21 protein-coding genes are annotated in these 24,830 nt (G+C 66.4%); 12 read left to right on the top strand and 9 right to left on the bottom strand.

Annotation, left to right across the window (positions count from 1 at the left end; genetic code table 11):
• The first annotated feature begins 127 nt into the window (after positions 1–127).
• Positions 128–604, top strand: a complete 477-nt coding sequence (locus V5F74_RS24280; protein WP_394010262.1) for a MarR family winged helix-turn-helix transcriptional regulator — start codon at positions 128–130, stop codon at positions 602–604.
• 40 nt (positions 605–644) lie between these two features.
• Here V5F74_RS24280 and V5F74_RS24275 read toward each other — a convergent pair whose 3' ends face one another.
• Positions 645–1,427, bottom strand: coding sequence for an enoyl-CoA hydratase/isomerase family protein (locus V5F74_RS24275; protein WP_394010261.1), 783 nt, complete (start codon positions 1,425–1,427; stop codon positions 645–647).
• A gap of 329 nt (positions 1,428–1,756) precedes the next feature.
• Here V5F74_RS24275 and V5F74_RS24270 point away from each other — a divergent pair, with 329 nt between their 5' ends.
• From V5F74_RS24270 to V5F74_RS24245, 6 genes are all read left to right on the top strand, one after another.
• The gene (locus tag V5F74_RS24270; protein ID WP_394010260.1) at positions 1,757–3,778 is read left to right on the top strand and encodes an oxidoreductase; all 2,022 of its coding nucleotides are present in this window, start codon (positions 1,757–1,759) and stop codon (positions 3,776–3,778) included.
• A 10-nt stretch (positions 3,779–3,788) separates the two neighbouring features.
• Positions 3,789–5,441: an AMP-binding protein gene (locus V5F74_RS24265; protein ID WP_394010259.1), complete on the top strand. Its 1,653-nt coding sequence runs from the start codon at positions 3,789–3,791 to the stop codon at positions 5,439–5,441.
• Between the two features lie 85 nt (positions 5,442–5,526).
• Positions 5,527–6,312: an enoyl-CoA hydratase-related protein gene (locus V5F74_RS24260; protein ID WP_374250602.1), complete on the top strand. Its 786-nt coding sequence runs from the start codon at positions 5,527–5,529 to the stop codon at positions 6,310–6,312.
• Between the two features lie 59 nt (positions 6,313–6,371).
• Positions 6,372–7,226 carry an FAS1-like dehydratase domain-containing protein gene (locus tag V5F74_RS24255; protein ID WP_394010258.1) on the top strand — a complete coding sequence of 285 codons (855 nt, stop codon included), beginning with the start codon at positions 6,372–6,374 and terminating at the stop codon, positions 7,224–7,226.
• Entirely contained in the window at positions 7,226–8,047 is an 822-nt protein-coding gene (locus tag V5F74_RS24250) for an HpcH/HpaI aldolase/citrate lyase family protein (RefSeq protein WP_394010257.1), read from the top strand. The genes V5F74_RS24255 and V5F74_RS24250 overlap by 1 nt, the downstream gene beginning before the upstream one ends.
• Before the next feature lie 187 nt (positions 8,048–8,234).
• Positions 8,235–9,245, top strand: a complete 1,011-nt coding sequence (locus V5F74_RS24245) for an MBL fold metallo-hydrolase (RefSeq protein ID WP_394010256.1) — start codon at positions 8,235–8,237, stop codon at positions 9,243–9,245.
• 28 nt (positions 9,246–9,273) lie between these two features.
• On the opposite strand, the gene V5F74_RS24240 is transcribed toward V5F74_RS24245, so the two are convergent.
• Positions 9,274–10,245, bottom strand: a complete 972-nt coding sequence (locus tag V5F74_RS24240) for a 2-hydroxyacid dehydrogenase (protein WP_394010254.1) — start codon at positions 10,243–10,245, stop codon at positions 9,274–9,276.
• 162 nt (positions 10,246–10,407) lie between these two features.
• Between V5F74_RS24240 and V5F74_RS24235 the strand changes: the two genes are divergently transcribed.
• Positions 10,408–11,268, top strand: a complete 861-nt coding sequence (locus V5F74_RS24235) for an amidohydrolase family protein (protein ID WP_394010253.1) — start codon at positions 10,408–10,410, stop codon at positions 11,266–11,268.
• Here V5F74_RS24235 and V5F74_RS24230 read toward each other — a convergent pair.
• The gene (locus V5F74_RS24230) at positions 11,237–12,163 is read right to left on the bottom strand and encodes an NAD(P)/FAD-dependent oxidoreductase (RefSeq protein WP_394010252.1); all 927 of its coding nucleotides are present in this window, start codon (positions 12,161–12,163) and stop codon (positions 11,237–11,239) included. The two genes, V5F74_RS24235 and V5F74_RS24230, sit on opposite strands and share 32 nt — an antisense overlap.
• 31 nt (positions 12,164–12,194) lie before the next feature.
• Positions 12,195–13,931: a UGSC family (seleno)protein gene (locus V5F74_RS24225; RefSeq protein ID WP_449361636.1), complete on the bottom strand. Its 1,737-nt coding sequence runs from the start codon at positions 13,929–13,931 to the stop codon at positions 12,195–12,197.
• A gap of 350 nt (positions 13,932–14,281) precedes the next feature.
• Between V5F74_RS24225 and V5F74_RS24215 the strand changes: the two genes are divergently transcribed.
• Genes V5F74_RS24215 through V5F74_RS24205 form a run of 3 tightly spaced genes read left to right on the top strand, consistent with a single transcriptional unit; the run spans position 14,282 to position 16,916 of the window.
• The gene (locus tag V5F74_RS24215; RefSeq protein ID WP_374250610.1) at positions 14,282–15,058 is read left to right on the top strand and encodes an ABC transporter ATP-binding protein; all 777 of its coding nucleotides are present in this window, start codon (positions 14,282–14,284) and stop codon (positions 15,056–15,058) included.
• On the top strand, positions 15,058–15,846 hold the full coding sequence (locus V5F74_RS24210) for an ABC transporter permease (protein WP_394010250.1): 789 nt from the start codon (positions 15,058–15,060) through the stop codon (positions 15,844–15,846). Before V5F74_RS24215 ends, V5F74_RS24210 begins: the two co-directional genes overlap by 1 nt.
• On the top strand, positions 15,843–16,916 hold the full coding sequence (locus V5F74_RS24205; protein WP_394010249.1) for an ABC transporter substrate-binding protein: 1,074 nt from the start codon (positions 15,843–15,845) through the stop codon (positions 16,914–16,916). The genes V5F74_RS24210 and V5F74_RS24205 overlap by 4 nt, the downstream gene beginning before the upstream one ends.
• 126 nt (positions 16,917–17,042) lie before the next feature.
• On the opposite strand, the gene V5F74_RS24200 is transcribed toward V5F74_RS24205, so the two are convergent.
• Genes V5F74_RS24200 through V5F74_RS24190 form a run of 3 tightly spaced genes read right to left on the bottom strand, consistent with a single transcriptional unit; the run spans position 17,043 to position 21,513 of the window.
• Positions 17,043–18,227 (bottom strand): acyl-CoA dehydrogenase family protein, encoded by a 1,185-nt coding sequence (locus tag V5F74_RS24200; protein ID WP_394010248.1) that lies wholly within the window; start codon positions 18,225–18,227, stop codon positions 17,043–17,045.
• The gene (locus V5F74_RS24195) at positions 18,224–20,371 is read right to left on the bottom strand and encodes an acetate--CoA ligase family protein (protein ID WP_394010247.1); all 2,148 of its coding nucleotides are present in this window, start codon (positions 20,369–20,371) and stop codon (positions 18,224–18,226) included. Before V5F74_RS24195 ends, V5F74_RS24200 begins: the two co-directional genes overlap by 4 nt.
• A gap of 5 nt (positions 20,372–20,376) precedes the next feature.
• A complete protein-coding gene (locus V5F74_RS24190) occupies positions 20,377–21,513 on the bottom strand; it encodes an acyl-CoA dehydrogenase family protein (RefSeq protein ID WP_394010246.1) in 1,137 nt (378 codons plus the stop codon).
• A 297-nt stretch (positions 21,514–21,810) separates the two neighbouring features.
• On the opposite strand from V5F74_RS24190, the gene trxB reads away from it, so the two are divergent.
• Positions 21,811–22,782: a thioredoxin-disulfide reductase gene (gene trxB, locus V5F74_RS24185; protein ID WP_394010292.1), complete on the top strand. Its 972-nt coding sequence runs from the start codon at positions 21,811–21,813 to the stop codon at positions 22,780–22,782.
• 16 nt (positions 22,783–22,798) lie between these two features.
• Here the strand turns inward: trxB and V5F74_RS24180 are convergent, their stop codons facing one another.
• Positions 22,799–23,776, bottom strand: coding sequence for a hypothetical protein (locus V5F74_RS24180; RefSeq protein ID WP_394010245.1), 978 nt, complete (start codon positions 23,774–23,776; stop codon positions 22,799–22,801).
• Positions 23,773–24,819 carry a hypothetical protein gene (locus V5F74_RS24175; RefSeq protein ID WP_394010244.1) on the bottom strand — a complete coding sequence of 349 codons (1,047 nt, stop codon included), beginning with the start codon at positions 24,817–24,819 and terminating at the stop codon, positions 23,773–23,775. The genes V5F74_RS24180 and V5F74_RS24175 overlap by 4 nt, the downstream gene beginning before the upstream one ends.
• Between the last annotated feature and the right edge of the window lie 11 nt (positions 24,820–24,830).

Here is a 24,830-nt window from a genome sequence, read left to right as displayed (position 1 = left end):
GTGGACCCGCCCGCCGGGCGGTCTCCGCATTGTAATGTGCAGGAGCCGAAAGTAGTTTTGGCTGCGAATGGCTCGGGCGGGTGCTGGCATGGGGCGAAGCGCAACCCGAGCGCATGACGGAACCGAGATGAAGAACCGTTCGACGTCCGCTGCAGCCTCCACAAGCCTCACGGCGCTGCACAACCGGCTGTTTTTTCGCGTTTTCCAGGTCGGAAACATGCTTCAGCGGCAGGCCGCCCAGGAGATCGGGATCAGCTCTGTTCAGTGGGCTGTCCTGGGGGCACTCTCAAGTCCTCGCTATCAGGAAGGCATGACGGTGACTCAGCTGGCCGAACACTTGGCGGTCAGCCGGCAGAACCTCGATGGTGTGCTCACCAGGCTGGAACGCGACGGCCATGTCGTTCGCGTGCCCGATGCCACGGACAAGCGCACCCGCCGCGTGACCATGACCGAGGGCGGCTGGGCCTTCTGGAACGGGCTGCAGGCGACGATCGAAGCCTTCTATGCCCAGTCCATCCATGATTTCAGCTTCGACGACAAAGTTGCCTGTGTTCATTTTCTGAACAAGCTGCTCACCAACATGCGGAATGTGAAGCTGGGCTAGGCGGGCGCCGCTGGTTCTGCCGGGCGCCCGCCTGTGCTGCCTATGCGTTCACTGGCTGGCGATTGAACTGCGGCGTCCGCTTTTCCCGGAACGCGGCGATCCCTTCCCGTGCATCCGCGGAGACGAAGGCTTCGGCGAGCAGGTCGGCTTCCGCGTCAAGGCCTGCTGCAAGCGGGAGGGTGGATGCCGCCTCGATCGCCTGGCGTGCCAGAAGGCTTGTGCTCCGGCTGAAGGCGGTGAAGCGTGCTGCGAAGGCGAGCCCGGCCGCGGTCGCATCCTCGCCTTCGACGACCGCCTGGATGAGGCCGATGCGCTCGGCTTCCGTGGCATCGATCGTTCGTCCAGAGAGGATGATCTCGGCGGCACGCGCCGGCCCCACGAGCCGGGGCAGGCGCTGGGTGCCGCCGTATCCGGGGATGAGGCCGAGCTTGATCTCCGGTAGGCCCAGCTTTGCGTCGGGCAGCGCGATGCGGAAGGTGCACGCCATGGCGAGTTCGAGGCCGCCGCCGAGCGCGAAGCCCCGGATGACGGCGATGGACGGCATCGGGAGGTGATCGAGCTTGGCGAACGTCGACTGACCAAGCAGCACCGCGCGGTGCTGCTCTTCCCGTGTGCGGCCCTCGATTTCCTTGATGTCGGCGCCTGCGCAGAAGGCGCGGTCGCCCGCGCCCACGATGACCAGCGCGGAAGCGTGCGAGGCTGCGACGGTATCGAGCGCGCGGCCGATGTCTGCAATCACTCCCGCGTTCAGCGCGTTGTGCGCTTCGACGCGGGCGATCACCATGATTGCGACGTCATCACGCCAGTCGATGTGGACCGCCATGGCATTCTCCTCTTTCCGCCAGCGCCGTGCCCGTGAATGTCCGGGTTTGGTGTCAACATATTTACGTGTTTTTCCGCGATGAGCGCAATTCCTTGCGGATATCGAGGTTGGGTGGATGGTGATTTTTAAGGGGGGAAGGTGCCGCTCCGCAGCAGTCTCTCATATGAGAACACATACGTGTGAAACGTGCGTGTAGAATGGTCATCGGGGTCGAGTCTGCGAGAGGATTGAAGCCGCAGAAGGTGCGAATCCAAATTAAGTAAAGATATTGACGGTTATTCGGGGCGGATCTAGGTTTGGAGAAAATACAAACCGGATCGGGAGGAAAGATGTCGCCGTACCCAAAGCTCATGGAGCCGCTGCACCTTCGCGCCACCATGCTGCGCAATCGCATCGTGATGGGCGCAATGCACACCCGCCTGGAGACCCTCGATCGGGCCAACGAGCGTCTGGCTGCGTTCTACGGCGCGCGGGCCCGTGGCGAGGTCGGTCTGGTGCTGACCGGCGGATACGCGCCCAACCCTGATGGCATCTTCGAGCCGGGCGCTCCGGCCTTTTACGATGCGTCGAGGATGGATGAGCACCGCGCCATCGTCGGTGCCGTCCATGACGGCGGGGCGAAGATCGCGCTTCAGATCGTTCATTCGGGGCGCTATGCCAAGCACGACCGGTGTGTGGGTGCATCCACGCTGCGGTCACGCATCAATCCCATCGGCCCGCGCGCGCTGACGACCGAGGAAGTCTGGCGCACCGTCTCCGATTTCGCAGCCACCGCGGCGCTGGCGCGGGAGGCGGGTTACGACGGCGTCGAGGTCATGGGGTCGGAAGGCTACCTCATCAACCAGTTCACGGCCCCGTTTACCAACCAGCGCGAGGACGAATTCGGCGGCAGCCTGGAAAATCGCGTGCGTTTCCCTGTTGAAATCGTGAAGGCTGTTCGGGAGAAGGCCGGGGACGATTTCCTTCTGATCTATCGCATCTCCGCGGTGGATCTGGTCGAGGGCGGAATGCCCGGCGATGAGGTGCAGGAGCTGGCGCGGCGGGTCGAGGCCGCCGGGGCGGACCTCTTCAACACCGGGATCGGCTGGCATGAATCCGCCATACCCACCATCGCGGCCGCAGTGCCTCGCGCGGCCTGGAGCTACGCTGTCCGGAACGTCAAGGAGGCGGTGGGCATTCCCGTCATCGCCTCGAACCGCATCAACACCCCCGACGTCGCGGAAGACATCATCGAAAGCGGCGTGGCGGATCTCGTCTCCATGGCGCGGCCCCTGCTTGCGGACCCCGATTTCGCCCGGAAGGTGCGCCTCGGCCGTGCCGACGAGATCAACACCTGCATCGCCTGCAACCAGGCCTGCCTCGATCGCATCTTCACGGAACGCACGGCCACCTGCCTGGTCAATCCCCGGGCCGGGCGCGAGATCGAATTCGCGGACGCCCCGGCGCTGTCACCGAAGCGGATCGCGGTGGTGGGGGGCGGGCCTGCGGGCATGGCATTCGCCGTGAATGCGGCCGAGCGTGGACATCAGGTGACGCTCTACGAGGCCGCGAGCGAACTGGGCGGCCAGCTCAACATGGCCCGTGCGGTGCCTGGCAAGAGCGAGTTCAACGAAATGCTGCGCTACTTCCGCACGCGCCTCAAGGCGCTGGCGGTCGAGCTGCGGCTCGGCCACGCCGTGGAGGCGGAGGAGCTGACCCGGGAGAGTTTCGATGAGATCGTGGTGGCCACGGGCGTGCGCCCGCGCCGCCCGGATATCGCCGGCCTCGATCACCCGAAGGTGCTCTCCTACGTGGATGTTCTTTCGCGCAAGGTGCCCGTGGGCCGCCGCGTGGCGATCATCGGGGCCGGCGGCATCGGCTTCGACGTGGCCGAGTATCTGGTGGGAGAGGACAGTGAAGCCCTCGTGCCGGAAACCTTCCTCAGCACCTGGGGGGCGGATGCGGAGCTGCGCAGTGCCGGCGGCCTGACGGAGCCGGCCGGTGAGCGGGCGCCGCCGCGCGAGCTCTTCATGTTCCAGCGCAAGCCGGAGGCGTTGGGCCGGCGGCTCGGCAAGTCCACGGGCTGGATCCTCAAGACGAAGCTCAGGCGCGCCCATGTCGCCATGATCGCCGGCGCCGAATATCGCGCCGTGGACGATGCCGGCCTGCACTATGTCACCGACGGAGTGCCGCACGTCCTCGACGTGGATCAGGTGATCCTGTGCGCGGGCCAGGAATCGGAGCGCACCCTGTACGACCGCCTCGCGTCCCTCGGCGCTCCTGTGCGGTTGATCGGAGGCGCGGACGTGGCGGCGGAGCTCGACGCGCTCCGTGCCATCGATCAGGCCACCCATCTCGCCGTCGCCATCTGAGGAGAGCGGCATGACCAGCAAATATGATGTCGGTCTGGAGCGGCGCGGCGCGAACTTCCGGCCGCTTACGCCGCTTCATTTTCTCGACAGGGCTGCCGACGTCTACCCGGACCGCACGGCAGTGATCTACGGCGAGTCGCGCTACACGTGGCGCATGTTCGCGCAGCGTTGCCGGCAACTCGCGTCCGCGCTCATCTCTGCCGGGATCGAGCGGGGCGACACCGTATCCATCTTCTCGCTCAACACGCCGGCCATGCTGGAGGCTCAATTCGGCATCCCGCTGTCAGGCGCCGTCATCAACTGCCTCAACAGCCGCCTCGATGCGCCTGCGGTCGCTTTCATCCTGGCGCACAGCGAGGCGCGGATCGTCCTCGTCGACCGGCAGCTCGCGCCGGTGGCGAAGGAGGCTCTGCGCTTGATGGAGGCGCCGCCGCGCGTCATCGATATTGACGATCCGGCCGGCGCCGACTTCCCCCTTCTCGGCGACACCGAGTACGAAGCGTTCATTGCCGCCGGGGATCCCTCCGCCGAGCTGCGCTGGCCGGAGGACGAGTGGGACGCCATCGCGCTTAACTACACCTCGGGAACCACCGGCGATCCCAAGGGTGTGGTGTATCACCATCGGGGGGCCTACCTGAACGCCCTCGGCCAGATCATCAACGGGCGCATGACCGGCGCGCGTCCGGTCTATCTGTGGACGCTTCCGCTCTTTCACTGCAACGGCTGGTGCTTCGCCTGGGCGCTGGCGGCGGTGGGGGGCACCCAGATCTGCATGCGCAAGGTTTCCGCCGAGGGCATGTACGAGGCGATTTCCGAACACGGCGTCACGCTTCTGTGCGGCGCTCCGATCGTGCTCGGCTTCCTCGCCGATGGCGCTCCGTCAGGTTGGACGCGGCCCGCCGCTCCAATCCGTGTGCTGTCGGGCGGCGCCTCGCCGCCCGCGCCGGTGTTCAAGCGGCTTGCTGAACTCGGCTTCGAGGTGGTCCACCTCTATGGCATGACGGAGATGCACGGGGTGACCACCCTGTGCGAGCCGCAGGAGGCGTGGGACGACCTCGATATCGACGAGCGCATGAAGCATGTCGCCCGTCAGGGCGTCCGCGCCGTCCTCGCCGATGAAATGATCGTGGGTGACCCGGTGACGCTCCAGCCCGTCCCCCGGGATGGTCAGACCATCGGCGAGGTATTCATGCGCGGCAATATCGCCATGAAGGGCTACCTCAAGAACCCCAGGGCGACCGAGGAAGCGTTCGCGGAGGATTGGTACCATACCGGCGACCTCGCCGTGATCCATGATGACGGCTACATCGAGGTCAAGGACCGCTCCAAGGACATCATCATCTCGGGCGGAGAGAACATCTCTTCCATCGAGGTCGAGGAAGCCCTCTACAGCCATCCCTGGGTGGCCGGCGCAGCCGTGGTGGCCGTACCGGACCCGAAGTGGGGCGAAACCCCCTGTGCGGTCGTGGAGCTGAAGCCTGGCGCGCCGGGCGGCATCACGGAAGCCGACATCATCCGCTACTGTCGCGAGCGGCTCGCCGCCTACAAATGTCCCCGCCATGTGCTCTTCGAGCCATTGGTCCGCACGGCGACCGGCAAGCTCCAGAAGTTCAGGCTGAGGACGCACGCAGCCGAGCAGCTCGCCGCAAAGGGTCGGATCTGAAGCGCGGCGCATCCGTCGCCCTCCGCAATCCCCAGGGCTGCCGGCCAATACGGCAGCTTCATCTCGCACGGACAGGGAGTTCCACATGACCGGTTTCACCGACATCCTCTACGAGGCGTCGGGGGGCGTCGCCCGCATCACCATCAATCGCCCGGACAAGTACAATGCCTTCCGGGGGCAGACCTGCGAGGAGCTCATCACCGCCTTCAACCGGGCCGGCTGGGACAAGTCCGTGGGCGTGATCGTACTCACCGGCGCAGGCGACAAGGCGTTCTGCACCGGTGGCGACCAGTCGGCCCACGACGGCGGCTATGACGGCCGCGGTCTTGTCGGCCTGCCGGTGGAAGACCTGCAGACGGTCATCCGCGACATGCCCAAGCCCGTCATTGCGCGGGTGAACGGCTACGCCATCGGCGGCGGCAATGTGCTGGTGACGTGCTGCGACCTCGCCATCGCGTCGGAGACCGCGCAGTTCGGGCAGGTCGGGCCGAGGGTCGGCTCGGTGGATCCCGGCTTCGGGACCGCCCTTCTCGCCCGCACGGTGGGTGAGAAGAAGGCGCGGGAGATCTGGTATCTCTGCCGGCGCTACAAAGCCCAGGACGCGCTGGAGATGGGGCTGGTGAACCGCGTGGTGCCGGCGGCCGAACTCGATGCGGAAGTGGCCCGGTGGTGCGAAGAAATTCTCGCCTTGAGTCCCACCGCGATCGCCATCGCCAAGCGCTCCTTCAATGCCGATTCCGAATCCATTCGCGGCATCAGCGCCCTCGGGATGCAGACGCTTGCGCTCTACTACGAAACCGCCGAATCCAAGGAGGGCGTGACCGCCTTCATGGAGAAGCGCAAGCCGCGGTTTCGGAACACGGGCGAGTGAAAAGCCTTTCCCGCCGGCTTGGGCGGGCGGGACACCAGGAAAGGGAGACCTGAGGGGCAATGACCGACGTCAGGCAGCTTGATCTTGCCCTTCTGCGCAGCTGGATCGGCCGCGAGGAGACCGCGGAAGAAGTGGTGACGCACGCGCTCGCGGAGCGCTTCCGCGCGACGTTTGACGAGGGCAGGGGCACGGCCGAGGCATCTGCGACCGCCCCCCGGATGCTGCACTGGTGCCTTGCGCCGCCGGCGGTGCCGATGGGGGAGCTGGGAGCGGACGGCCACCCCGCCCGTGGCGGGTTTCTGCCGCCCGTTCCATTGCCGCGCCGGATGTGGGCTGGCGGCGATTTGGTTTTTCATGGGGAGATTTTGGCGGGTGACGCGGTGCGCCGCATATCGCGCATCGCGGATGTCTCCGTGAAGGAGGGGCGCAGCGGTCTGCTCTGCTTCGTCACTGTCTGCCATGAGGTGAGCGCCAACGGTCGCGCTGTGCTGTCCGAGACGCAGGAGATCGTCTATCGCGATCACCCCGCTGCCGACGCGGGGCCGGCGCGGGGTGGGGCACCGGCTGCGGAGGGAGAGCACAGGCGGAGTATCGATCCTTCTGCGGTGCTCCTGTTCCGCTATTCGGCCCTGACCTTCAACGGCCACCGCATTCACTACGATCTGCCCTATGCGACGCGCACGGAGGGCTATCCCGGCCTCGTGGTGCAGGGACCTCTTCAGGCCACGCTGCTGGCCCGCTTCGCGGAACAGATCCACGGCGCGCCGCCGTCGCGTTTCTCCTTCCGGGGCTTGGCGCCGGCCTATTCGGGTACGCCGCTCGTGCTTCATGCCCAGTCGGAAGATGGCGGTCTGAAGCTGTGGAGTGCCGTGCCGGGGGGCCCTGTTTCCATGAGCGCGCGGGCGGACTGGTGATGGCGAGTGACCTCGATTTCTGCGTTGCCCTTTTCGTGCCGGCGAACCGGCCGGAGCGGTTTGCCAAGGCGGCAGCGGCGCGGCCCGATGCCGTCATCCTCGATCTCGAAGACGCCGTGCCCGCCGACGCCAAGGCGCCGGCACGCGCCGGCCTGCGACGCGACTTCACGGAATTGCCGGTCATCGTCCGCGTCAATGGCGCCGGCACGCCCTGGCACGACGCGGATCTCGCCGCCGTCGCGCGTCTTGCGCCGACGGCCGTGATGCTGCCGAAGGTGGAGCGGGGCGAACAGCTCGATGCCGCGGCTGCGGTGCTCGGGCCGTCAATCCCCATCGTCGCTCTCGTGGAGACCGCGGCGGGGCTGGCGGCTGCCCGCGCCGTCGCATCGCACCCGGCGGTGGGGCGTCTTGCCTTCGGCTCGGTGGATTTCTGCGCCGACCTTGGCTGCGCGCACGAGCGCGAGCCGCTGCTTCCGGCGCGCATGGAACTGGTGCTGGCCTCCCGCCTCGCGGGGTGCACGCCCCCGCTGGACGGCGTGACCACGGATATCCGCGACCCCGCGCTTGCGCAGCAGGATGCGCAGCATGCCCGTGCCCTCGGCTTCCGCGGAAAGCTCGCCATCCACCCGCATCAGATCGCTGCCATCCGTGAAGGTTTCCGGCCCAGCGCGGCCGAGATCGCCTGGGCCGAGGCGGTGCTCGCCAGCGGGGACGGGGCGCAGAGCGTCGGCGGTGCCATGGTGGACGAACCCGTGCGCAAGCGCGCCCGCGCCATTCTCGCATGGCGGGGGAGCCCGGCCCGTCGCCGTGACGGAATGTAGGCCCTTGGACAATGGGCGTGCCCGACAGCGCGGTTATGTGGATTATCGCCTTCTGGAGCGTCGTAGTGGCGACGAATGCCCTTTCCGGAAACCAATGGGGAGGCCCGCGTTCGGACTGGCCGGGCGCGCGGTGTTCGGGTACGCGTGGGTTTGACGGATCCAGCACCGCTCGGGCCGAAAGGAATGCATGATGATACTCGGCGTGGAAGCGGCTGTGGCGGACGGCCTGAGCACGGTGGCACCCGATTTATTGCGCGTGAAGGTGCCGCTGCCCTTCCCGCCGCGGGAGGTGAATGCGTGGCTTCTCCCCGGCCCTGACGGGTGGACCCTGATCGATTCCGGTGTTGACGATGCGCCGACCCGCGCGCTTTACGAGCGCGTGCTGGCAGACCGGCGGCTCGGCGGCAGGCCCGTTGACCGGCTTCTCGTCACCCATTTCCATCCGGACCACGTCGGTCTCGCCGGTTGGCTCCACGCGCGTACTGGTGCCGAGATACACATGAGCCGGGTGGAGTGGATGCAGGCGCGTCTGCTGCTGAATGAGCGGCCGGACGAGGTGATTCCCCAGCTCGTGTCGCATTTCGGTCGATGCGGCGCTCCGGAGGCATTTCTGGGGTTTCTGGAGCAGCGTGGCATTTTCTATCACCAATGGGTGGGACCGTTGCCGCGCCGATATCACCGGCTCCAGGAGGGGGAGAGGGTCAGCCTCGCGGGTACCGCGTGGCGGGTCATGATCGGCGAGGGTCATGCCCCGGAGATGGTCTGCCTGTACAGCGCCGAGCGCCGGATCCTCATCGCCGCGGATCAGATTCTTGAGCGGATTTCGCCGCATATCGGCACGCATCCGTCCGATCCGCGCGCCGACCCGCTGGGGGCGTTCCTGTTGTCTCTCGAGAAGTTCGAGGCATTGCCCGAGGACACGTTCGTGCTGCCGTCCCATGGCGAGCCATTCCACGGACTGCATGCGCGCATCGCTGCGCTGCGGGCGCATCACGCGGACCGTCTCTCGATGTTGCTGGACTTCTGCGCGGTCCCGCGGACGGCGATGGACACGCTTGATGTGCTGTTCCGCCCCCTGCCGATGGAGCAGTTCGGTTTCGCCCTCAGCGAAGCCCTGGCGCATCTGCACCATCTGGAGCGTCTGGGGAAGATCGATCGCGATCTTTCCGGGCATCAGTGGACGTTCGTGCGGCGCTGACGGGCAGGGCGGTTCCGGCCCGCGAGGGCTACAGCGGAACCTGTTCCAGCAAGGGCTGGCCCGCAAAGAAGCCGCGGATGTTGCCGAAGATGAAGTCGGCCTTTTTCTCGGTCGTCTCCACCTGCCCGGCACCGATGTGAGGGGTCAGCACCACGTTGGGGAGCCGCAACAGGGCAGATGCAGGCGAGGGGGGCTCCTGGGTGAACACATCGAGGCCCGCGCCGCCAAGCTGCCCGCTGCGAAGCGCATCAACGAGGGCTTCCTCGTCCACGAGCAGGCCGCGCGCCGTGTTGACGAGGAAAGAACCGGGCTTCATCCGCATCAACTCCCGCCGTCCGATGATGTGCCGCGTTTGCGGCGTCCCCGGCAGGTGGAGGCTTACGATGTCGCTCGTCTCAAGCAGCGTATCCAGCGCGACGTGACGGAATCCGGTCTCTTGCCAGGCGGCATCGGGCGCCGAGCGGGAGTAGCAGAGGCCTTCGACATCGAAGGCGCGGAGCAGCTTTGCGAGCTGCCGAGCGATGCGGCCCATGCCGACGAGGCCGACCGTGCGTCCGCGGAGCACGTGGGATACGGAGCGCAGTTCGACGTGTAGGAATTCGCCTCGTCGCATCGCGGCATCGGCGTGCGAAAGATGTCTCTGCGCCGCGAGAATGAGCATCAAGGCATGCTCGGCCACCGCGTCCGCCGTTGCCGTCGGACAGCAGGCGAGGGCGATGCCGCGACGTTTGAGGACCTCCCAGGCCACGCGGTCATGCCAGCCGACCCCGACCATGTGCACCAGCTTGAGGCGGGGAGCGAGGCTCAGCGTCGCCTCGTCCACCGGCTCGCCTCCGCTCACGATGGCATCCGCCGTGGGAAGGGCTTCCGCGCGGGCCTGAGCGGTATCGGGCAGCACGAGATCGAATGCATCCGGACAGCGCCGCGACAGCAGCGCCCGCATGCGCTCATCGACGGTCGCAAGGTAAAGCACGCGCGGGCGATGCAGATCGGCTGACACGGGTGCGTCCCTCGTCCGTGGGTACACCTGCGCTGGTAGGCCCGAGGCTGCGTTGCAGCAAGGCGGTTTGTCCCATCCTCCTGGGTTAAATGGCACGACGGCTTGAGGGGGCGGGCGCGCGGCTTGTTCAATGAGGCTCTTCCTGCCGCTGGAGCACCCGCCGTGATCGTCGATAGCCAGATCCATGTCTGGGCTGCGGAAACACCCGATCGCCCCTGGCCGGCCGAGCGCATGAGCCATCCTCAAAGGAGCGCCCCGTTTCTGCCGTCCGATGCGCTCTGCGAAATGGATGCGGCGGGTGTCGCCGGCGCGGTTCTCGTTCCGCCGACCTGGGAGGGTGACAGGAATGATCTCGCCCTCGCTGCCGCCCGCGCGCACCCCGGACGCTTCACCGTCATGGGCCGCCTCGCACTGGATGCGCCCGACGCGCGGGACCTCGTGGCCGGCTGGCGCGATCACCTGGGGCTCTCCGGCTTCAGGCTCACCTTCCACACGCCGGCGTTGCGCCGCCATCTCGATGACCCGTCTGCCTCATGGCTGTGGCGGTCCCTCGAAGACTCCGGCGCACCCGTCATGATTTCCGTGCCCGGCATGGCGCGTGCGCTCCAGCCGGTCGCCGAGCGCTATGAGGGGCTGAGGATCGCGGTCTGCCATCTGGCGAGACCGATCGGCGGCCAGGAGGAGGCGGGCTTTGCCGACCTTGACGATATGCTTGCCCTCAGCCGGTTCGCCCATGTCTCGGTGAAGGCTTCGGCAACACCCTGCAACACGCGGGATGCCTATCCCTTCCCCCGCGTGCACCGTCATCTCCTGAGGGTCCGCGATCATTTCGGGGCCGAGCGGATGTTCTGGGGATCGGACCTCACGCGCCTGCCCTGCACCTACCGCCAATGCATCGATCTTTTCGCTGAGGCCCTGCCGGGCCTCAGCGAACCGGAGCGTGCACAGATCCTCGGGCGCTCTCTCTGTCGCTGGCTGAACTGGACGCCCACTAGTCCCGGAAGCGGGGCGCGATCGCCTTGATGACGGCGGCGGCTTCGCCTGCTGCGGCCGCAAGTTCGCCGCAGTATCCGTCCCGCACCGCACCGATTGCCCAGATGCCCGGCGACGTGGTGGCGAAACCGTCGTCTGCACATACGTGGCCGGTGTCCGTGCGGGCGACGTCCATGGGCAGGAATGCGCTGTTCGGGATGCCGCCGATGAGCGGAAACACTCCACGGCAGGCCACCTCCTCCAGTCGCCCGCTGCTGCAATCACGCAGGCGGACGCCCGAAAGTCCGTCATCACCCAGCAGGGCATCGACCTCCATGCCCCAGATGAAGCGCAGGTTTGCCTTGCCGGTGGCGCGATCAACGAGAGCGCGGCGTGCGCGGGCATTTCCCCGGACCACGACGGCCACTTCTCGGCAGATGTCGGCCAGCGCGGCCGCGGCTTGAAATGCGGCATCGCCGCCGCCGACGACCAGAACATCGCGCCCTCGGTAGAAGCCTCCGTCGCAGGCCACGCAATGAGAAAGCCCGCGCCCCGCCCAAGAGGCTTCGTGTGGCACGTTCAGCAGGCGCCTGCGGCACCCGCTCGCCACGACAACCGCGCGGCACCGATGCGCGCCCGCTACAGTGGCAACCCGCCTCAGCGCGCCTTCCTGCTCGATCGCGATCACATCCGCCTCCACGAGGGTGACGCCCGACTGGACCGTCGCTTCCAGCAGGCTCGCAGCGAGACCGTGGCCGGAGACGGGCGCGATGGATGGGAAGCCATCGACCCGGTCCAGGGTGGCAACCTGCCCGCCAAACAGGGGGCTCGCCTCAACGAGGACGACGGACATGCCGGTCTGCGCGGCATGCCAGGCCGCAGTCAGGCCGGCGATGCCGCCGCCGATGACCGCCACATCGTGAGCCTGGCGCTTGCGCATGGTCATGCCGGAAGGTTCCTCGCGTCGCTTCGCCGCCTCATGCCTCCCGACCCGCGATCAGATCGTCCCAGGCACGGGGCAGCAGGATGCGCTTTCCCACCGGATAGCCGAGCGTGCCATTGTGGGAGAGCGTATAGGCGTTCGTCCGCATGGGGTCTCCGGTCACCGCGATGGTGAAGTCGTCCGGGTGGAAGACCAGCGGCACGAGCCGTCCGGGATCGTCCGATGCGTGGAATGATTTGGGGACCTTCCCGAGCCGTGCCAGGGCGGCGAGATCGCAATCCACGTGGTTCGTCCAGTCGCGCATCAGGCGTTCGAGCTTTTCGGCAGGCATGCGCGCATGCTCGAACAGATAGCGCTTCACGTCGTGCTTGGACCAGCCGGCGCCGGCAAGGCGCTCCGCCAGGATGGGGCTGAGGAGCAGCATCGGCCGCAACATCCCGAACGTGGCGCTCATGGTGAAGGTCATCTGCCAGGAGGTCTGGCGGAGGATCGCATCCGCGATGTAGGGCAGCATCGCCTCGGGTGTGTCGCCGTTGACCGAGACGATCACGTCGCCGCCGGTGTAGCGAGCAAGGCTCACCACGTTCTCGCCGCGGCTGAAGCCGAACTCCGCGCTCATCGGCTCCCAGCCGATGCGCGCGAGCACGTCCTCGTTCTCCGCGATCGCCACCCGCCATGTGCCGCCGAAGGTCGCCTTGTCGGTCTTGTGCGGCAGGAAGCCTGCGACGTTCCTCAGAAGAAGACGGAGGAACCGTCCGACGGACGTATTCGCCCTAAAGCCGTCACGCATCACCCCCTGCTCGAAATTGAATCCGAGCTGTTTGATGATGGGTCCATTGACGACGATGAGGGTTTCTGCGCCGGGTGTGTTGCCGCTGTGCTCGACGCCATATTCGGGATCGCACAAGGCCTCGGCGATGGCCAGCAGCACGGGCATGTAACGAGGGGCGCAGCCCGCCATCACGCCGTTCACCGCCACGCTCCACACGCTGGCATTCCGCTGGTCCGGGAGCATCACGCCAAGGCTCGCGTCCGGCGCCAGATCCGTAAAGCGGAGGAAGGCCTCCACGCGGTCGAGGGTCGGCGGGACGACGGGGAGGCCGTCGCTCCATTCGTTCTCCTCGAAACAGGTGTTCACGGCGTCAAAGGATCCGGCGAACACGATGGATCGCTGCGCGGGCTCGGTGGACAGGACGGCCGCCTGGGGCTGTCGCGTGAGATTTTCCACGATCTGCGGGAAGGTCACGTCCGCAATGTTGCGTGCTAGCTCTTCGTCGCTCTGCACGCCGGGGTGGCCAGGGATCGCGGCAACCGGAAGGTTGGGCATGCCAAGGCCGACCGCGGTGAACGCTGCCTGTTGCAGAAAGCCCTCGCAAACCAGTGTCGAGGACGGGATGCCTGCAGCCTCACACGCCGCGCTGGCCCGCAACACGGCGGGCGTGCAACTCCCTCAACACCCCAGACCGGAAATGGCAGCGACCGCGCCGAGCGCGGTGAGCCGGCTTCCCAGCTGGGCAACGAGCGCTTGCTCGTCGTTTCCGTGGATGTTGCCGATTTCCCTCCAATGGATGAATTCCACGCCCGGGAACCGCTCCCGGAGCAATTGCTCCAATTGAAGGAAGATGCGGTCGCCCTTGAAGAGATAATCCCAAAGCTGAACGATCTTCAGACCCGACAGATCGGACGTGCGGGGCGCCAGCGGCTTGAGACTGCCGCGGCGCTCTCCGCGCGGCCAGACCACCTCGAAATGGCCGTCAGTGCACTTCGGCATTTCACTCTCCCCGTTTGTCGGAGAAGGATCCGATCGCGGGTTTGCGCGTCAAGGTCTCGCGTCCTGCGACGGCGTAAATCCCAGCCATGTGGTGTTCACAAGGCTCCGTTCGCAAGCGCCGGCGGCATTGTCCGGCGTTCCGGGCTCGCGGCTTCCGGCAACGTTAAACTCCACATCCATGCGCAAAATCCGCAGGCGGAGCAAAGCCGGGGGACGCGCTGGACAATGCTCGTCCGCGCCGTTCACAGTGACGGCGGATGCAGTGCGATGCCCCATGGGCAACCAGGCTGATCGCCGGCGCAAGAAGCAAGCAATAACCACCGCTGACCCACCCGGGAGGAGAGGATATCTTGACCGCGAAGGCTGCCATTCGGGTGCACGGTCTTACCAAGTGTTATGGTGTCGGGAGTGGAGCGCTGGTCGCGTTGAGCGATATCGGCTTCTCTGTTGGCGAAGGAGAGTTCACCGTCTTCGTCGGACCGTCGGGTTGCGGAAAGTCCACCCTGCTGAAAATTCTGGTGGGTCTCGACCGCGCAACGGCCGGGACCGCCGAGATCCAGGGAGAAGCGATCACCGGGCCGAGGCGCGACACAGGCGTGGTGTTTCAATCGCCGGTCCTGTTTCCGTGGCGGACCGTGCTGGACAATGTTCTGTTGCCCATCGACGTGCTCCGGCTCGACCGGAAGCAGCATCTGGCCACGGCGCGCGAGCTGCTGTCGATGGCCGGCCTTTCCAGCTTCGAGCGGCACTATCCCTGGCAATTGTCGGGCGGCATGCAGCAGCGCGTCGGGATCGTGCGCGCGCTTGTGCACGATCCCAAGCTGCTGCTCATGGACGAGCCCTTTGGAGCCCTCGACGCGCTGACGCGCGAAAACATGAACATGGAGCTGCAACGCATCTGGATGGAGCGCCGCAAGACCGTGATCTTCATCACCCACTCCATCACGGAGGCGGTGTTGCTGGCTGATCGCGTGCTCGTCATGACGCCGCGTCCCGGCCGCATCGTCAGGGATATCAGAATCGACATTCCGCGGCCGCGCGACCTTTCGGTCGCCAATACGCCCTTGTTCGGAGAATACGTGCGCGAGGTTCGCGAACTTCTGAACGCCACCGGAGCAATAGATTGATGTTCGGCATCCAGCATCACGTTCTACGGCTGCTTTTCATGGTGGCAGTCATTCTTGGCTGGGAATTCCTGGCCCGCTTTTTCGAAGTCCCCGCCTTTATCCTGCCCACCCCGAGCGCCATCGCCGTGGCGTTGGTCAGGGGCGTGCAGTCGGGTCTCTACATCTCGAACGCCTGGGTCACCCTCGCGGAGACCTTCCTCGGCTTTCTGCTCGGCGTCTTTCTTGCGCTGTCTCTGGGCACGGTCGTCGCGCTGAGCCGCCGGACGGAATTCTACCTCTATCCGTTCATCGTGATGTTCCAGTCCATGCCGAAGGTGGCTCTGGCTCCCATCGTGGTCATCTGGTTCGGGCTGGGCATGACCTCTAAAGTGGTCAGCGCCGCGCTCGTCGCCTTCTTTCCGCTCATGGTGAACACCATCGCCGGGCTTCGCTCCACCGACCCCGATCGCCTCAGTCTCATGAAGAGCCTCAACGCCAGCCCGCTTCAGATCTTCACCATGCTCCAGTTGCCGAATGCCCTCCCGTACATCATGGCCGGCATCGAGGTGGCGATGATCTTTTCGCTTATCGGAGCGATCGTCGCCGAGTTCGTGGGCGCGGAGGCAGGGCTTGGCATGCTGATCCAGAGCATGAACCTGTCTCTCGACGTGGCGGGGCAGTTCTCAATCCTGATCATACTTTCCTTCTTCGGGCTGGGATTCAGTGTGGTCCTGCGCCTTCTAAAGAAAAAGATGCTCTTCTGGGATGCATCCAGCCGTTCCGAAAAGAAGGGAGGAGAAGTCGCATGAAGAAGAACATCCTTTGGACGGTGGCCGCGTCATGCGTGGTCGCCATCGGGGCCACGCTCCATGTGGCTGCAGCGCCTGCGCTGGAAACGGTGAAGATTGGCATTTGCACGCCGGCCTTGACCATGGGCGTGGCCCCGTTCGCTGTTGCCGAGAAGATGGGCTACCTCGCCGCAGAGGGATACAGGGTGGACTTGGTCGCGGCCGGCACTGCGACGGACTGCGCGAAGTATGTCGCGACCAGGCAATTCCCCTACGCCCAGTTCTCAATCGAACCGATTGTCACCATGCGCCAGCAGGGCGTGAAGATGACGACCTTCTATACGCACAACCAGGGCAATGTGTACGGCATAGCGGTGCCGGAAGACAGTCCGATCAAGAGCATTTCGGACCTGAAAGGCAAGAAGGTCGGCGTGACGTCGCTCAGCTCCGTCGGCGTGTTCGTTGCCCGCGCGCTGCTGCAGCAGGCGGGGTTGCAGCCCACGGATTTCACCCCGGTCGTGGTCGGCCAGGGTGCGCAGACGGCCGAACTCCTGCGCAGCAAGCAGGTCGATGCCCTGAGTGCCTACGACACCCAGTTCGCCCTGGTGCGGAATGCCGGCGTGCCGATGCGGGAACTGCCCGTGCCGGACGAGTTTTCCGGCATGCCGACAACGGGCTTCGTCGCCCTGGAAAGCGTGTTGCAGGCCAATCCCAAGACTGCGGAAGCGATTGGCCGGGCCTGGGCCATGGGAACGGTCTTCGCGATGGCCAACCCGGCCGCGGCGGTCAGGATGACCTGGGAGCAGTATCCCCAGACGAAGCCCTCCGGGAGATCGGATGAGCAGGCGCTGGCCGATGACCTCAGCGTCCTGAAGGCGCGCCTTGAGAACCTGAAGCTTGAGAAAAGCCATGTTACCCGCTGGGGCGAGAACAACCCGGCTTCCTATAAGCGGTATCTGGATTTTATCACCAAGTGGAACATCGTGAAGCCGGGCGTAGATGCGTCAGAAGTCTTCACAAACGCATATGTCGCAGGTTTCAATACGTTCGATGTGGCCAAGGTCGAGGCGCAGGCCAAGGCTTACCGCTGAACGAAGGTCGATCATCAGCTGGCGGGCGGCTTTCCAGCACGGGCCGCCTGCGGGTGTTCAAATAAAAAATGGGGCGGGCAAGGCCGCCCCCCCTCGTGATGTCTCGGTGCGCCCCGTCCGGCTGTCTCAGCGCAGGCCGAGCGTCTTGGCGATGATCCCGCGCAGGATCTCTCGCGTTCCGCCATAGATGGAAAATGACGGGGCGTGCAGCATCACGTGATGAAGAACGCTCGCGTACGTTTGCGCGGTGTCATTCGCGGCGGCGGGGGAGATCCGATCCATTTCATCATCCGGAACGAGCGCCTGAAGATCCACAAGGTCACGGGCAATTTCCGGGATGGACTGCTCGAATTCGCTGCCCATGCTCTTCACCACGGAAGCTTCGCTGGCTATGTCCCGCCCGGCTTCCAGGGCCGCTGCCAGGGAGAACGACATGGAGCGCAAGGTCACGAGATGGGCCAATAGCCGACCGACGGCGATCCGGGCCCGTTCAGGCGCATCCGGCCCGAGCTGACGCACCAGCTCGCGCAGAAGGATGTAGGATGTGAGGAAGCGCTCGGGGCCGCTGCGTTCGAAGCCGAGTTCCGCGTTCACCTGCTTCCAGCCTTCCCCGGCGACACCGACGAGAGCAGCGTCGGGAATGAAGCAGTCGGTGAACACCACTTCGTTGAAATGGTGCTCGTTCGCCATGTTGCGGATGCCGCGGATTGAGATTCCCGGGCTTTTCAGATCGACCAGGAACTGGCTCATGCCGCCGTGTCGCTCCTCGCTGCTGCCGGTGCGGCAGAGCAGGATCATGTAGTTTCGGCGGTGTGCGTTGCTGGTCCATATCTTCGCGCCGTTCACGCACCAGCCGTCGCTCACCTTGCGCGCGCGAGTCTTGATGTTGGCGAGGTCGGAGCCGGCGTCCGGCTCGCTCATGCCGATGCAGAAGAACAGTTCGCCAGCCGCGGTGGCCGGTAGCAGTGCCATCTTCTGTTCCTCGGTGCCGTAGCGCAGCAGCAGCGGCCCGCTTTGGCGATCGCCCGTCCAGTGCGCGCCGATCGGCGCGCCGGCCGCCAGGAACTCCTCGATGACCACATATCGCTCGATGACGGTGCGTCCGTGCCCGCCATATTGTTTGGGCCAGGTCATGCCGATCCAGCCCTTCTCGGCCACCTTCCGGCTGAAGGCGGGGTCGAAGCTGTGCCAGGAGCGCGCCGCTTCTTCCGCGGGAATGTCGCGCATCGCCTCGGCGAGGAAGCCGCGAACCTCCTGACGCAGATCGGTCAGGTGCTGCGCGTTCGGCGGGATATCAAATCTGAAGCTCATCTTGATTGCTCCGCGAGGGCCGGCGGCCCGACCTCTGGTTGCTCTTTCCGCACAAGGAGCGCGTCGGCGATGGTGAAGCCGGATCCATCGGCGTGCATGATCACCGGGTTGAGCTCGAGTTCGCGGACGTCCTCGCGCCATGCCACGGCGATCTCGGAGATGCGGGCAATGAGACGGCATAAGCCTTCAAGATCGAGGGGCGTCCGGCCGCGGAAGCCGCTGAGCAGGGGGGCCGACTTCAGCGCCATGAGCATTTCGCGGGCTCCATCGGGCGTGACGGGTGCCGGGCGGTAGGCGACGTCCTTGAACAGCTCGACGGCGACCCCGCCGAAGCCGACCATCATCATGGGGCCGAAGGTGTCGTCCTGGAGCATCCCGATGATGATCTCGGGTCCTGCCGGGGCCGAAGCCTGGATGAGCATGCCATCGATCATGCCGTCAGGGGCATAGGCGCGGGCATTGGCGAGGATCGTGGCGTACGCCGCGCGCGCGGCCTCCTTCGATCCGATCCCGAGCTTCACGCCTCCTGCCTCGCTCTTGTGCGGGATGTCAGGAGACTGGATTTTCATCACGACCGGAAAGCCGATGCCTTCGGCGGCCGCTGCGGCCTCCTCCGCGTCACGCGCAAGCACTTCGCGGGGAATATCGATACCGCAGAGCTTCAGCAGGGCCTTCGCCTCGTACTCGCACAGCACGGAGCGCCCCCCATGCAGCTGCGCTGTCGCAACCTCGGGCACAGGTGCCGGTGCGTCGGCGGCCACCGGCTCGGCCCGCAATCCGGCGAGCCTTGCGATGGCGCTCGTGAGCCCGGGCAGATTGGTGACCATGGGTACGCCCGTCTCGATCATGGCCATGCGCCAGATTTCGGATGGCTGCACATAGGAATAGAGGCACACCGGGATCGGGCTGTCCGCAACGACGCGTGCGAGTTCCGCGAGATCGAGGTTGATGTGCGTGCCCCCCAGCGAATGCACAATGATGATCGCATCCACCTCGCCGGAGCGGGACAGCAGGGCGATGGAGCGCAGGAGTGCCCCTGTCCGAACGCCGGTTGCCGTGATGTCGATCGGGTTCACCGCCGAGCCATAGGATGGCAGCATGCCTTCGATGGCCGCCCGCGTGGGGGCGGAGGGCAGGGGCAGGAGGAGGCCGCTGCGCTCGGCGGCATCCGCGGCAAGCGCGCCGGCCCCGCCCGACACGGTCACGACAGCGACACGGGGACCCGGCGGGCGACGCCCGGCGAGGAGCAGAGCCACGGCCGCGAGGGCTTCGTCCAGATCGAGCGGCTGCAGAATGCCGAGGTCGCGGAACATGGCATCATAGGCCACGTGCCACCCCGCGACGCTCGCCGTGTGGGAGAGGGTCGCGCGCTGCCCGGCCGCACTCTGGCCGATCTTGATTGCCACGATCTGCTTGCCCTGGGCTCTGGCGCGGCGGGCGGCGCGCACGAAGCCGTCCGGGTCGCGGATCGTCTCAAGGTAGAGGAAGATGACCGACGTATCCGGGTCGTCCACGAGATAGTCGAGATAATCCGAGAGGGTGAGATCAGCCTCGTTGCCGCTGGTGATGATATGGCTGAACGCGAACCCGAGGCGGCGCCCGTGGCTGAACAGGGCAAAGCCGACGCCGCCGCTCTGCGCCACAACGGCGACGCGGCGCGTCCCCAGCACGGGCAACGGCTCGCGCGCGTGCTCCAGCGTCGGGCTGAAGCTTGCGATGATCCCGCCGACGGCATTGTAGAAGCCTTCGGCGTTGGGGCCGATCACCCGCATGCCGGTGCGCCGCGCGATCTCCCCGATGCGAGCCTGGACCTCGGCGCTGCCGTCCCCGCCCTCCGCAAAGCCGGACGTGATGATGACCGCGAACTTCGTGCCCGCCGCCGCGCAGCGTTCCAGTTCGTCCAGCACCTGTTCGGCGGGAATAGCGATCAGCGCCACGTCGACGCTGCGCCCGACCGCTGCGATCGAGGGGAAGCAGCGCAGCCCGTCGATCTCGGCATAGCTGGGATTGATCGGGAACACGTCTCCCGAGAAGGCGCTCTTGCGCACATAGGCGAGCAGACGGCCGCGAATCTTGCCGATGTCCGGGGACGCGCCGACGACAGCGATGCTCGATGGCCAAAGAAGGGAATGAAGAGGATGCACGTGCGTCAGGCCTTGCTGGAAAATGCCCACAGATGGTCCGCGCCGGCGGCGAGCCCCTGCCGGCCGAGGCGCTCGGCCCAGACGGCCTCGCGTCCGAAGTCCTCGCGCCAGGCCCAGAGGCGCCGCGTGGTGTAGTGGAGCGTGTGCTCGTGCGTGAAGCCCATGGCCCCATGCACCTGGTGGGCGATGGCGGCGGCGGCCGTGGCGGCTTCGCCTGCACGGATCTTGGCGACGGCGGCGCTGATTGCGAGCGTTTCCAACGGTTCGTTTCGCGCCAGCGCGGCCAGTCCCAGCTCCGCCGCCATGCCGGCGGCTGCGACATGCGCCGCCATCACCGCGACCATCTGCTGGATGGCCTGGAATTTTCCGATGGGGCGGCCGAACTGCACCCGGTCGTTGGCGTAGCGGACGGTGCCGTCGAGCAGGCCATCGAGCGCGCCCGCTATCTGGAGCGCCCGCATCACAGCCCCGCAGCAGGCGATCCATCCGGGCGTCAGGAAGGCCGGGGCCGGTCGCACGGCCTCCGGGGGAAGCGGGACGGCATCGAAGATGACCGTGTCACGGGGCTCGTGCGCCACATTGCGGGCTTTTACGAGACGCGCCGCAGAGGGATCGACGCTCACGACGAAGAGGCCAGCCCGGCTCTCGCTCTGGGGCATGCCATCGCCTAGGGCGAGCATCGCGAGGTGGGCGCACCGAGCCCATGGCACCGCGTTCACGGCGCCGCTCAGCAGGTAGCCACCCGCGTTCGAGGGCGTGATCCGCGGAAGCGCCTCATCTTCCCGGGCCGGAGCGAATGTCAGGACGGCGCTCGTGCGAGGAAAGCCCGCGCGGTCGAGGATCCACGCTGCCACCATGGTCTCGGGAAGGGGGGCGGGCACCGTGAAGCGACCCGCCGGGCGCAACAGCACAAATCCCTCCGCAAGGCCACCAAGGCCGCCTTCCGCCTCCGGCAGGCATGCGCCTTGAAATCCGAGTTCGGAGAGCGCGGCCCACAGCGCCGCCGGGAACTGCCCCGCCTCTGCCTGCTCGAGCACATCGCGCGTGACAAGATCTCCAAAGACACTTTCCGCAACGGCTACGGATTGGTCCTGCATCTCTCGCGTCGTTTGCGACGCCGGGTACGCTTCCTGGGTGATCAAGCGATGCTCCCGCAGAACTTTGGCGCCACAGCGCGATGACTGACCGATACGACATCGGGGGGAGCGGACCAACGGCGGCACCGTTTTTCGCATTCTCCTGCGGTTTCCCGTGTGCGGCGCCGCATGTTCGGCGGCTTTTGCCGGCGGGTATTGCGGCCCCCACACCCCGGCATTTTTCCCAGATGCTTGTTCAATTGTCCGGAGCGGCCAGCTTTCCTTCCGAAATCGCTGTTGCGACGTATGGTTATTGAAAAGGGAAGGGAGTCATCATTGACGACGGTCCGACAGTCTCGGCTGATGATTATCGGCTCTGGCCCCGCCGGGTACACCGCGGGGATTTATGCGGCTCGCGCGGGGCTTGCCCCGTTGCTGGTCACGGGCCTGACCCCCGGAGGCCAGCTCACCACGACAACAGACGTCGAAAACTATCCCGGCTTCGCTGAGGCGGTCCAGGGCCCGTGGCTGATGGACCAGATGCGCGAGCAGGCCGAGCACGTCGGGTGCGAGCTGGTCTACGACGCCGTCGCGGAGGTTGATCTGTCGGAGCGGCCCTTCAAGATCCGGACGGAGGCGGGAGATGCGTTCCTGGCCGACACGCTTGTGCTCGCCATGGGGGCTCAGGCGCGCTGGCTCGGGCTGGAGGCCGAGCGGGTCTTCTCCGGATACGGTGTCTCGGCGTGCGCCACCTGCGACGGCTATTTCTTCCGCGGCAAGGAGGTCGTGGTGGTGGGAGGTGGCAACACCGCCGTCGAGGAGGCGCTCTACCTTACGGGACATGCCACGAAAGTCACCGTGGTGCACCGACGGGACAGGTTCCGGGCCGAGCAGGTTCTTCAGGACAGGCTGCTTGCAAATCCCATCGTGAGCGTGCTGTGGAACCATGTGGTCGAGGACATCGTCGGCACCACCGATCCAACCCCGGTGGTCACCGCCCTGCGTCTGCGAGACCTCGGCACGGGAACGGCCCGAGAGATGCCCACGGACGGGCTTTTCGTGGCCATCGGCCATGATCCCTCGTCCGCCCTCGTCCGCGGCCAGCTCGACCTCGATGAGGCGGGCTATGTGAAGGTCGCCCCCTGGTCGACCCGGACCTCGGTTCCCGGCGTCTTTGCCGCCGGCGACATCTGCGATCCGGTGTTCCGTCAGGCGATCACTTCCGCGGGAATGGGGTGCATGGCAGCCATCGAAGCCGGCCGTTTCCTCTCCGAGCACGCGCCGTCCCCATCCTCGGAGCCCGCCGGCACCCGAGCGCAGGCTCCGGTGGCATGACGGGCCGCCACGGCCGTCAGGGGAGGGCAGGTGCCGCGCGCCGGGGTGCCACGGGCACTGTCTGCGGCCTTGATCCGCCCGGCCAGGACGGGATCGCGCACATCTTGATTCCAGCGCCACCCGTGACGACGGGGATGATGGCGTAGCCGGCGCGCTCGGCGAGGATGGTCTCGACCTCGACGCGCGTCAGGCCCAGCTCACGCAGCCGCGAGGCAAGTTCCGGCGGGAGCAGGAGGATGTCGACGTCATCGGGACGTGTCTCGCCCGAGGTGCGTCCCGCGCATTTCGCCGCGTGAAGGACGTCTACGGGTGGAAACAGAATGTCGCTCGCGCTGCGGTACACACGGGGCAGGACTTCGATGGTCCCGGTCGCCCCCACGACCGTGACGACGTCCGCGCCATCCGCACCTCCCTGCCGGTCAGCAAGGGCCGCCAGAATGGCCTCCTGGTTCTCGGCACAGACGAAGGTATATTTCCCGGGCTGGCCGATGGTCGCCATGTCGACGCCGGGCTGGGCTCCGCCCAGCGCGCCGAGGACGAATTGCAGCGCGCGTCCCAATGTGGCGTTGGCGGCGCAGCCGGGTCCCAGGCCGTTTCCCCCCGGATTGAAGCGAAGCCTCGTGACCTGCGGTCCCGAGACAATGACGGCGACCGTTGCGGAGCCGGTCGTCGTCGCGATGCCGAGCAGGTTGAACGCCGGTGCGAGCATGGCATCGACCGCCGCTGTCAGGATGGCCAGCACGCCCGGACGGCAGCCCGCGAGCACGCTGAGGTAGGCCAGGTTGCCCATGGACGCCTCGCCGAACAGCGGCGGGACAGGGCCGAGGCTGCGGTCCGGGTCCCGGCCGTCCAGCATGGCTTCGATGGCATCCCGCGTCGGGACTGCCAGCGGGAGCCCGTCTCCCAGGCCAAGCGGCTCCATGTCCCTGCGGGTGTCGTGCCACGGAGCCGCCGCGTCGAAGACCGGCGCGTGGACCTCGCCGATGCGGATCATGGGTCGATCGCGGCGGAGCACATCTGGGTGTATCCGAAGCTCGGAATCCAGGCGGAGTGCTTGCCCGCGCCGCCGGCGACGAGCACGTGGATGTCGGCGGGCGACGGCACCATGGTGTAGTGATCATCCACCGGGAAATGCTGGACGTTCTGCTCGTAGTGGCGGCGGTTGTCGGCGCCGATCCGGGAGATGTGCACGCGCGCGCCTTGGTACAGGGCCTGCTGGATCATCTCGACGGACCATCCGTCCCGATGGAGGGTCGCGGCGTGCTCGGGCCCCAGCACCACGGCGAACGGGCCTTTCGCATAGATAGTGTTGGCGCCGGGCTGGCTGATCGCCTCGGCCAGCATCTTAACGATGCCCTCGGCGCTGTTGCTGCCGTGGTCGTTGATGTTGTGCGGCCCTTCGCTGGCCATGCAGGAAACGAGGCTGGCATCCCTGGCAAAGCCCCGCCGCACGCCATAGGGCTCCCAGGGGCTCTGTTCCTCGTTTTCGCCGAAGCAGAACGTGATTTTCGCCGGGGTGCCCTGGGTGGCGTTGTCCATCTCCCCCGGTCTTGCGCCACCGATGTTGCGCAGGATGAGATTGAGCGCCCGACCGATCGTCAGGTTGGCCCGCCAGCCCTGTCCGAAACAATTGCTGCCGCACGCGATGCCGAGCCGCGTCCGGATCGGGCCACTGACGATGATAACGATCCCGCAGGGATGCGTCGTTGCAAGCATACCGTGCAGGTTGAAGTCAGGTTGCAGCACGGCGCGCAGCGCCGCGAGCACGACAGGGAAGTCCGAGGGGCGGCAACCGGCCATGACGGCGTTCGCTGCCAGGCTCTCCGGTGTCGGTAGAACCTGCCGGGGAGAAATGGGAGCCCATGGCTCCCGAACCTCCCCGGCACCCGAAAGGAAGCGTTCCACCGCCTTCTCGGTCGGGATGACCAGAGGAAGGCCATCGCTCCAGCCCTGCGCGATGGCGAACTCCGTCCATTCCTCATCGCGGAGGTCGAGATCGAAGGTCTGCCGCGCGGCGAGGTCGTCCAACATCTGCATGCGGCCCATCC

Source organism: Xanthobacter aminoxidans (assembly GCF_043193615.1).
Lineage (GTDB): Bacteria > Pseudomonadota > Alphaproteobacteria > Rhizobiales > Xanthobacteraceae > Xanthobacter > Xanthobacter aminoxidans.
Note: the sequence above shows the minus strand (reverse complement) of the source record. Positions and strands in the feature narration are given on the sequence as shown.

What these genes read in the sequence shown, in the direction of transcription:
- V5F74_RS24280 (WP_394010262.1), top strand. Translation starts at nt 128, where the DNA reads ATGAAGAACCGTTCGACGTCCGCTGCAGCCTCCACAAGCCTCACGGCG.
- V5F74_RS24255 (WP_394010258.1), top strand. Translation starts at nt 6,372, where the DNA reads ATGACCGACGTCAGGCAGCTTGATCTTGCCCTTCTGCGCAGCTGGATC.
- V5F74_RS24250 (WP_394010257.1), top strand. Translation starts at nt 7,226, where the DNA reads ATGGCGAGTGACCTCGATTTCTGCGTTGCCCTTTTCGTGCCGGCGAAC.
- V5F74_RS24260 (WP_374250602.1), top strand. Translation starts at nt 5,527, where the DNA reads ATGACCGGTTTCACCGACATCCTCTACGAGGCGTCGGGGGGCGTCGCC.
- V5F74_RS24210 (WP_394010250.1), top strand. Translation starts at nt 15,058, where the DNA reads ATGTTCGGCATCCAGCATCACGTTCTACGGCTGCTTTTCATGGTGGCA.
- V5F74_RS24275 (WP_394010261.1), bottom strand. Translation starts at nt 1,427, where the DNA reads ATGGCGGTCCACATCGACTGGCGTGATGACGTCGCAATCATGGTGATC.
- V5F74_RS24230 (WP_394010252.1), bottom strand. Translation starts at nt 12,163, where the DNA reads ATGACCATGCGCAAGCGCCAGGCTCACGATGTGGCGGTCATCGGCGGC.
- V5F74_RS24265 (WP_394010259.1), top strand. Translation starts at nt 3,789, where the DNA reads ATGACCAGCAAATATGATGTCGGTCTGGAGCGGCGCGGCGCGAACTTC.
- V5F74_RS24180 (WP_394010245.1), bottom strand. Translation starts at nt 23,776, where the DNA reads ATGATCCGCATCGGCGAGGTCCACGCGCCGGTCTTCGACGCGGCGGCT.
- V5F74_RS24205 (WP_394010249.1), top strand. Translation starts at nt 15,843, where the DNA reads ATGAAGAAGAACATCCTTTGGACGGTGGCCGCGTCATGCGTGGTCGCC.
- V5F74_RS24245 (WP_394010256.1), top strand. Translation starts at nt 8,235, where the DNA reads ATGATGATACTCGGCGTGGAAGCGGCTGTGGCGGACGGCCTGAGCACG.
- V5F74_RS24200 (WP_394010248.1), bottom strand. Translation starts at nt 18,227, where the DNA reads ATGAGCTTCAGATTTGATATCCCGCCGAACGCGCAGCACCTGACCGAT.
- V5F74_RS24270 (WP_394010260.1), top strand. Translation starts at nt 1,757, where the DNA reads ATGTCGCCGTACCCAAAGCTCATGGAGCCGCTGCACCTTCGCGCCACC.
- trxB (WP_394010292.1), top strand. Translation starts at nt 21,811, where the DNA reads ATGATTATCGGCTCTGGCCCCGCCGGGTACACCGCGGGGATTTATGCG.
- V5F74_RS24175 (WP_394010244.1), bottom strand. Translation starts at nt 24,819, where the DNA reads ATGCAGATGTTGGACGACCTCGCCGCGCGGCAGACCTTCGATCTCGAC.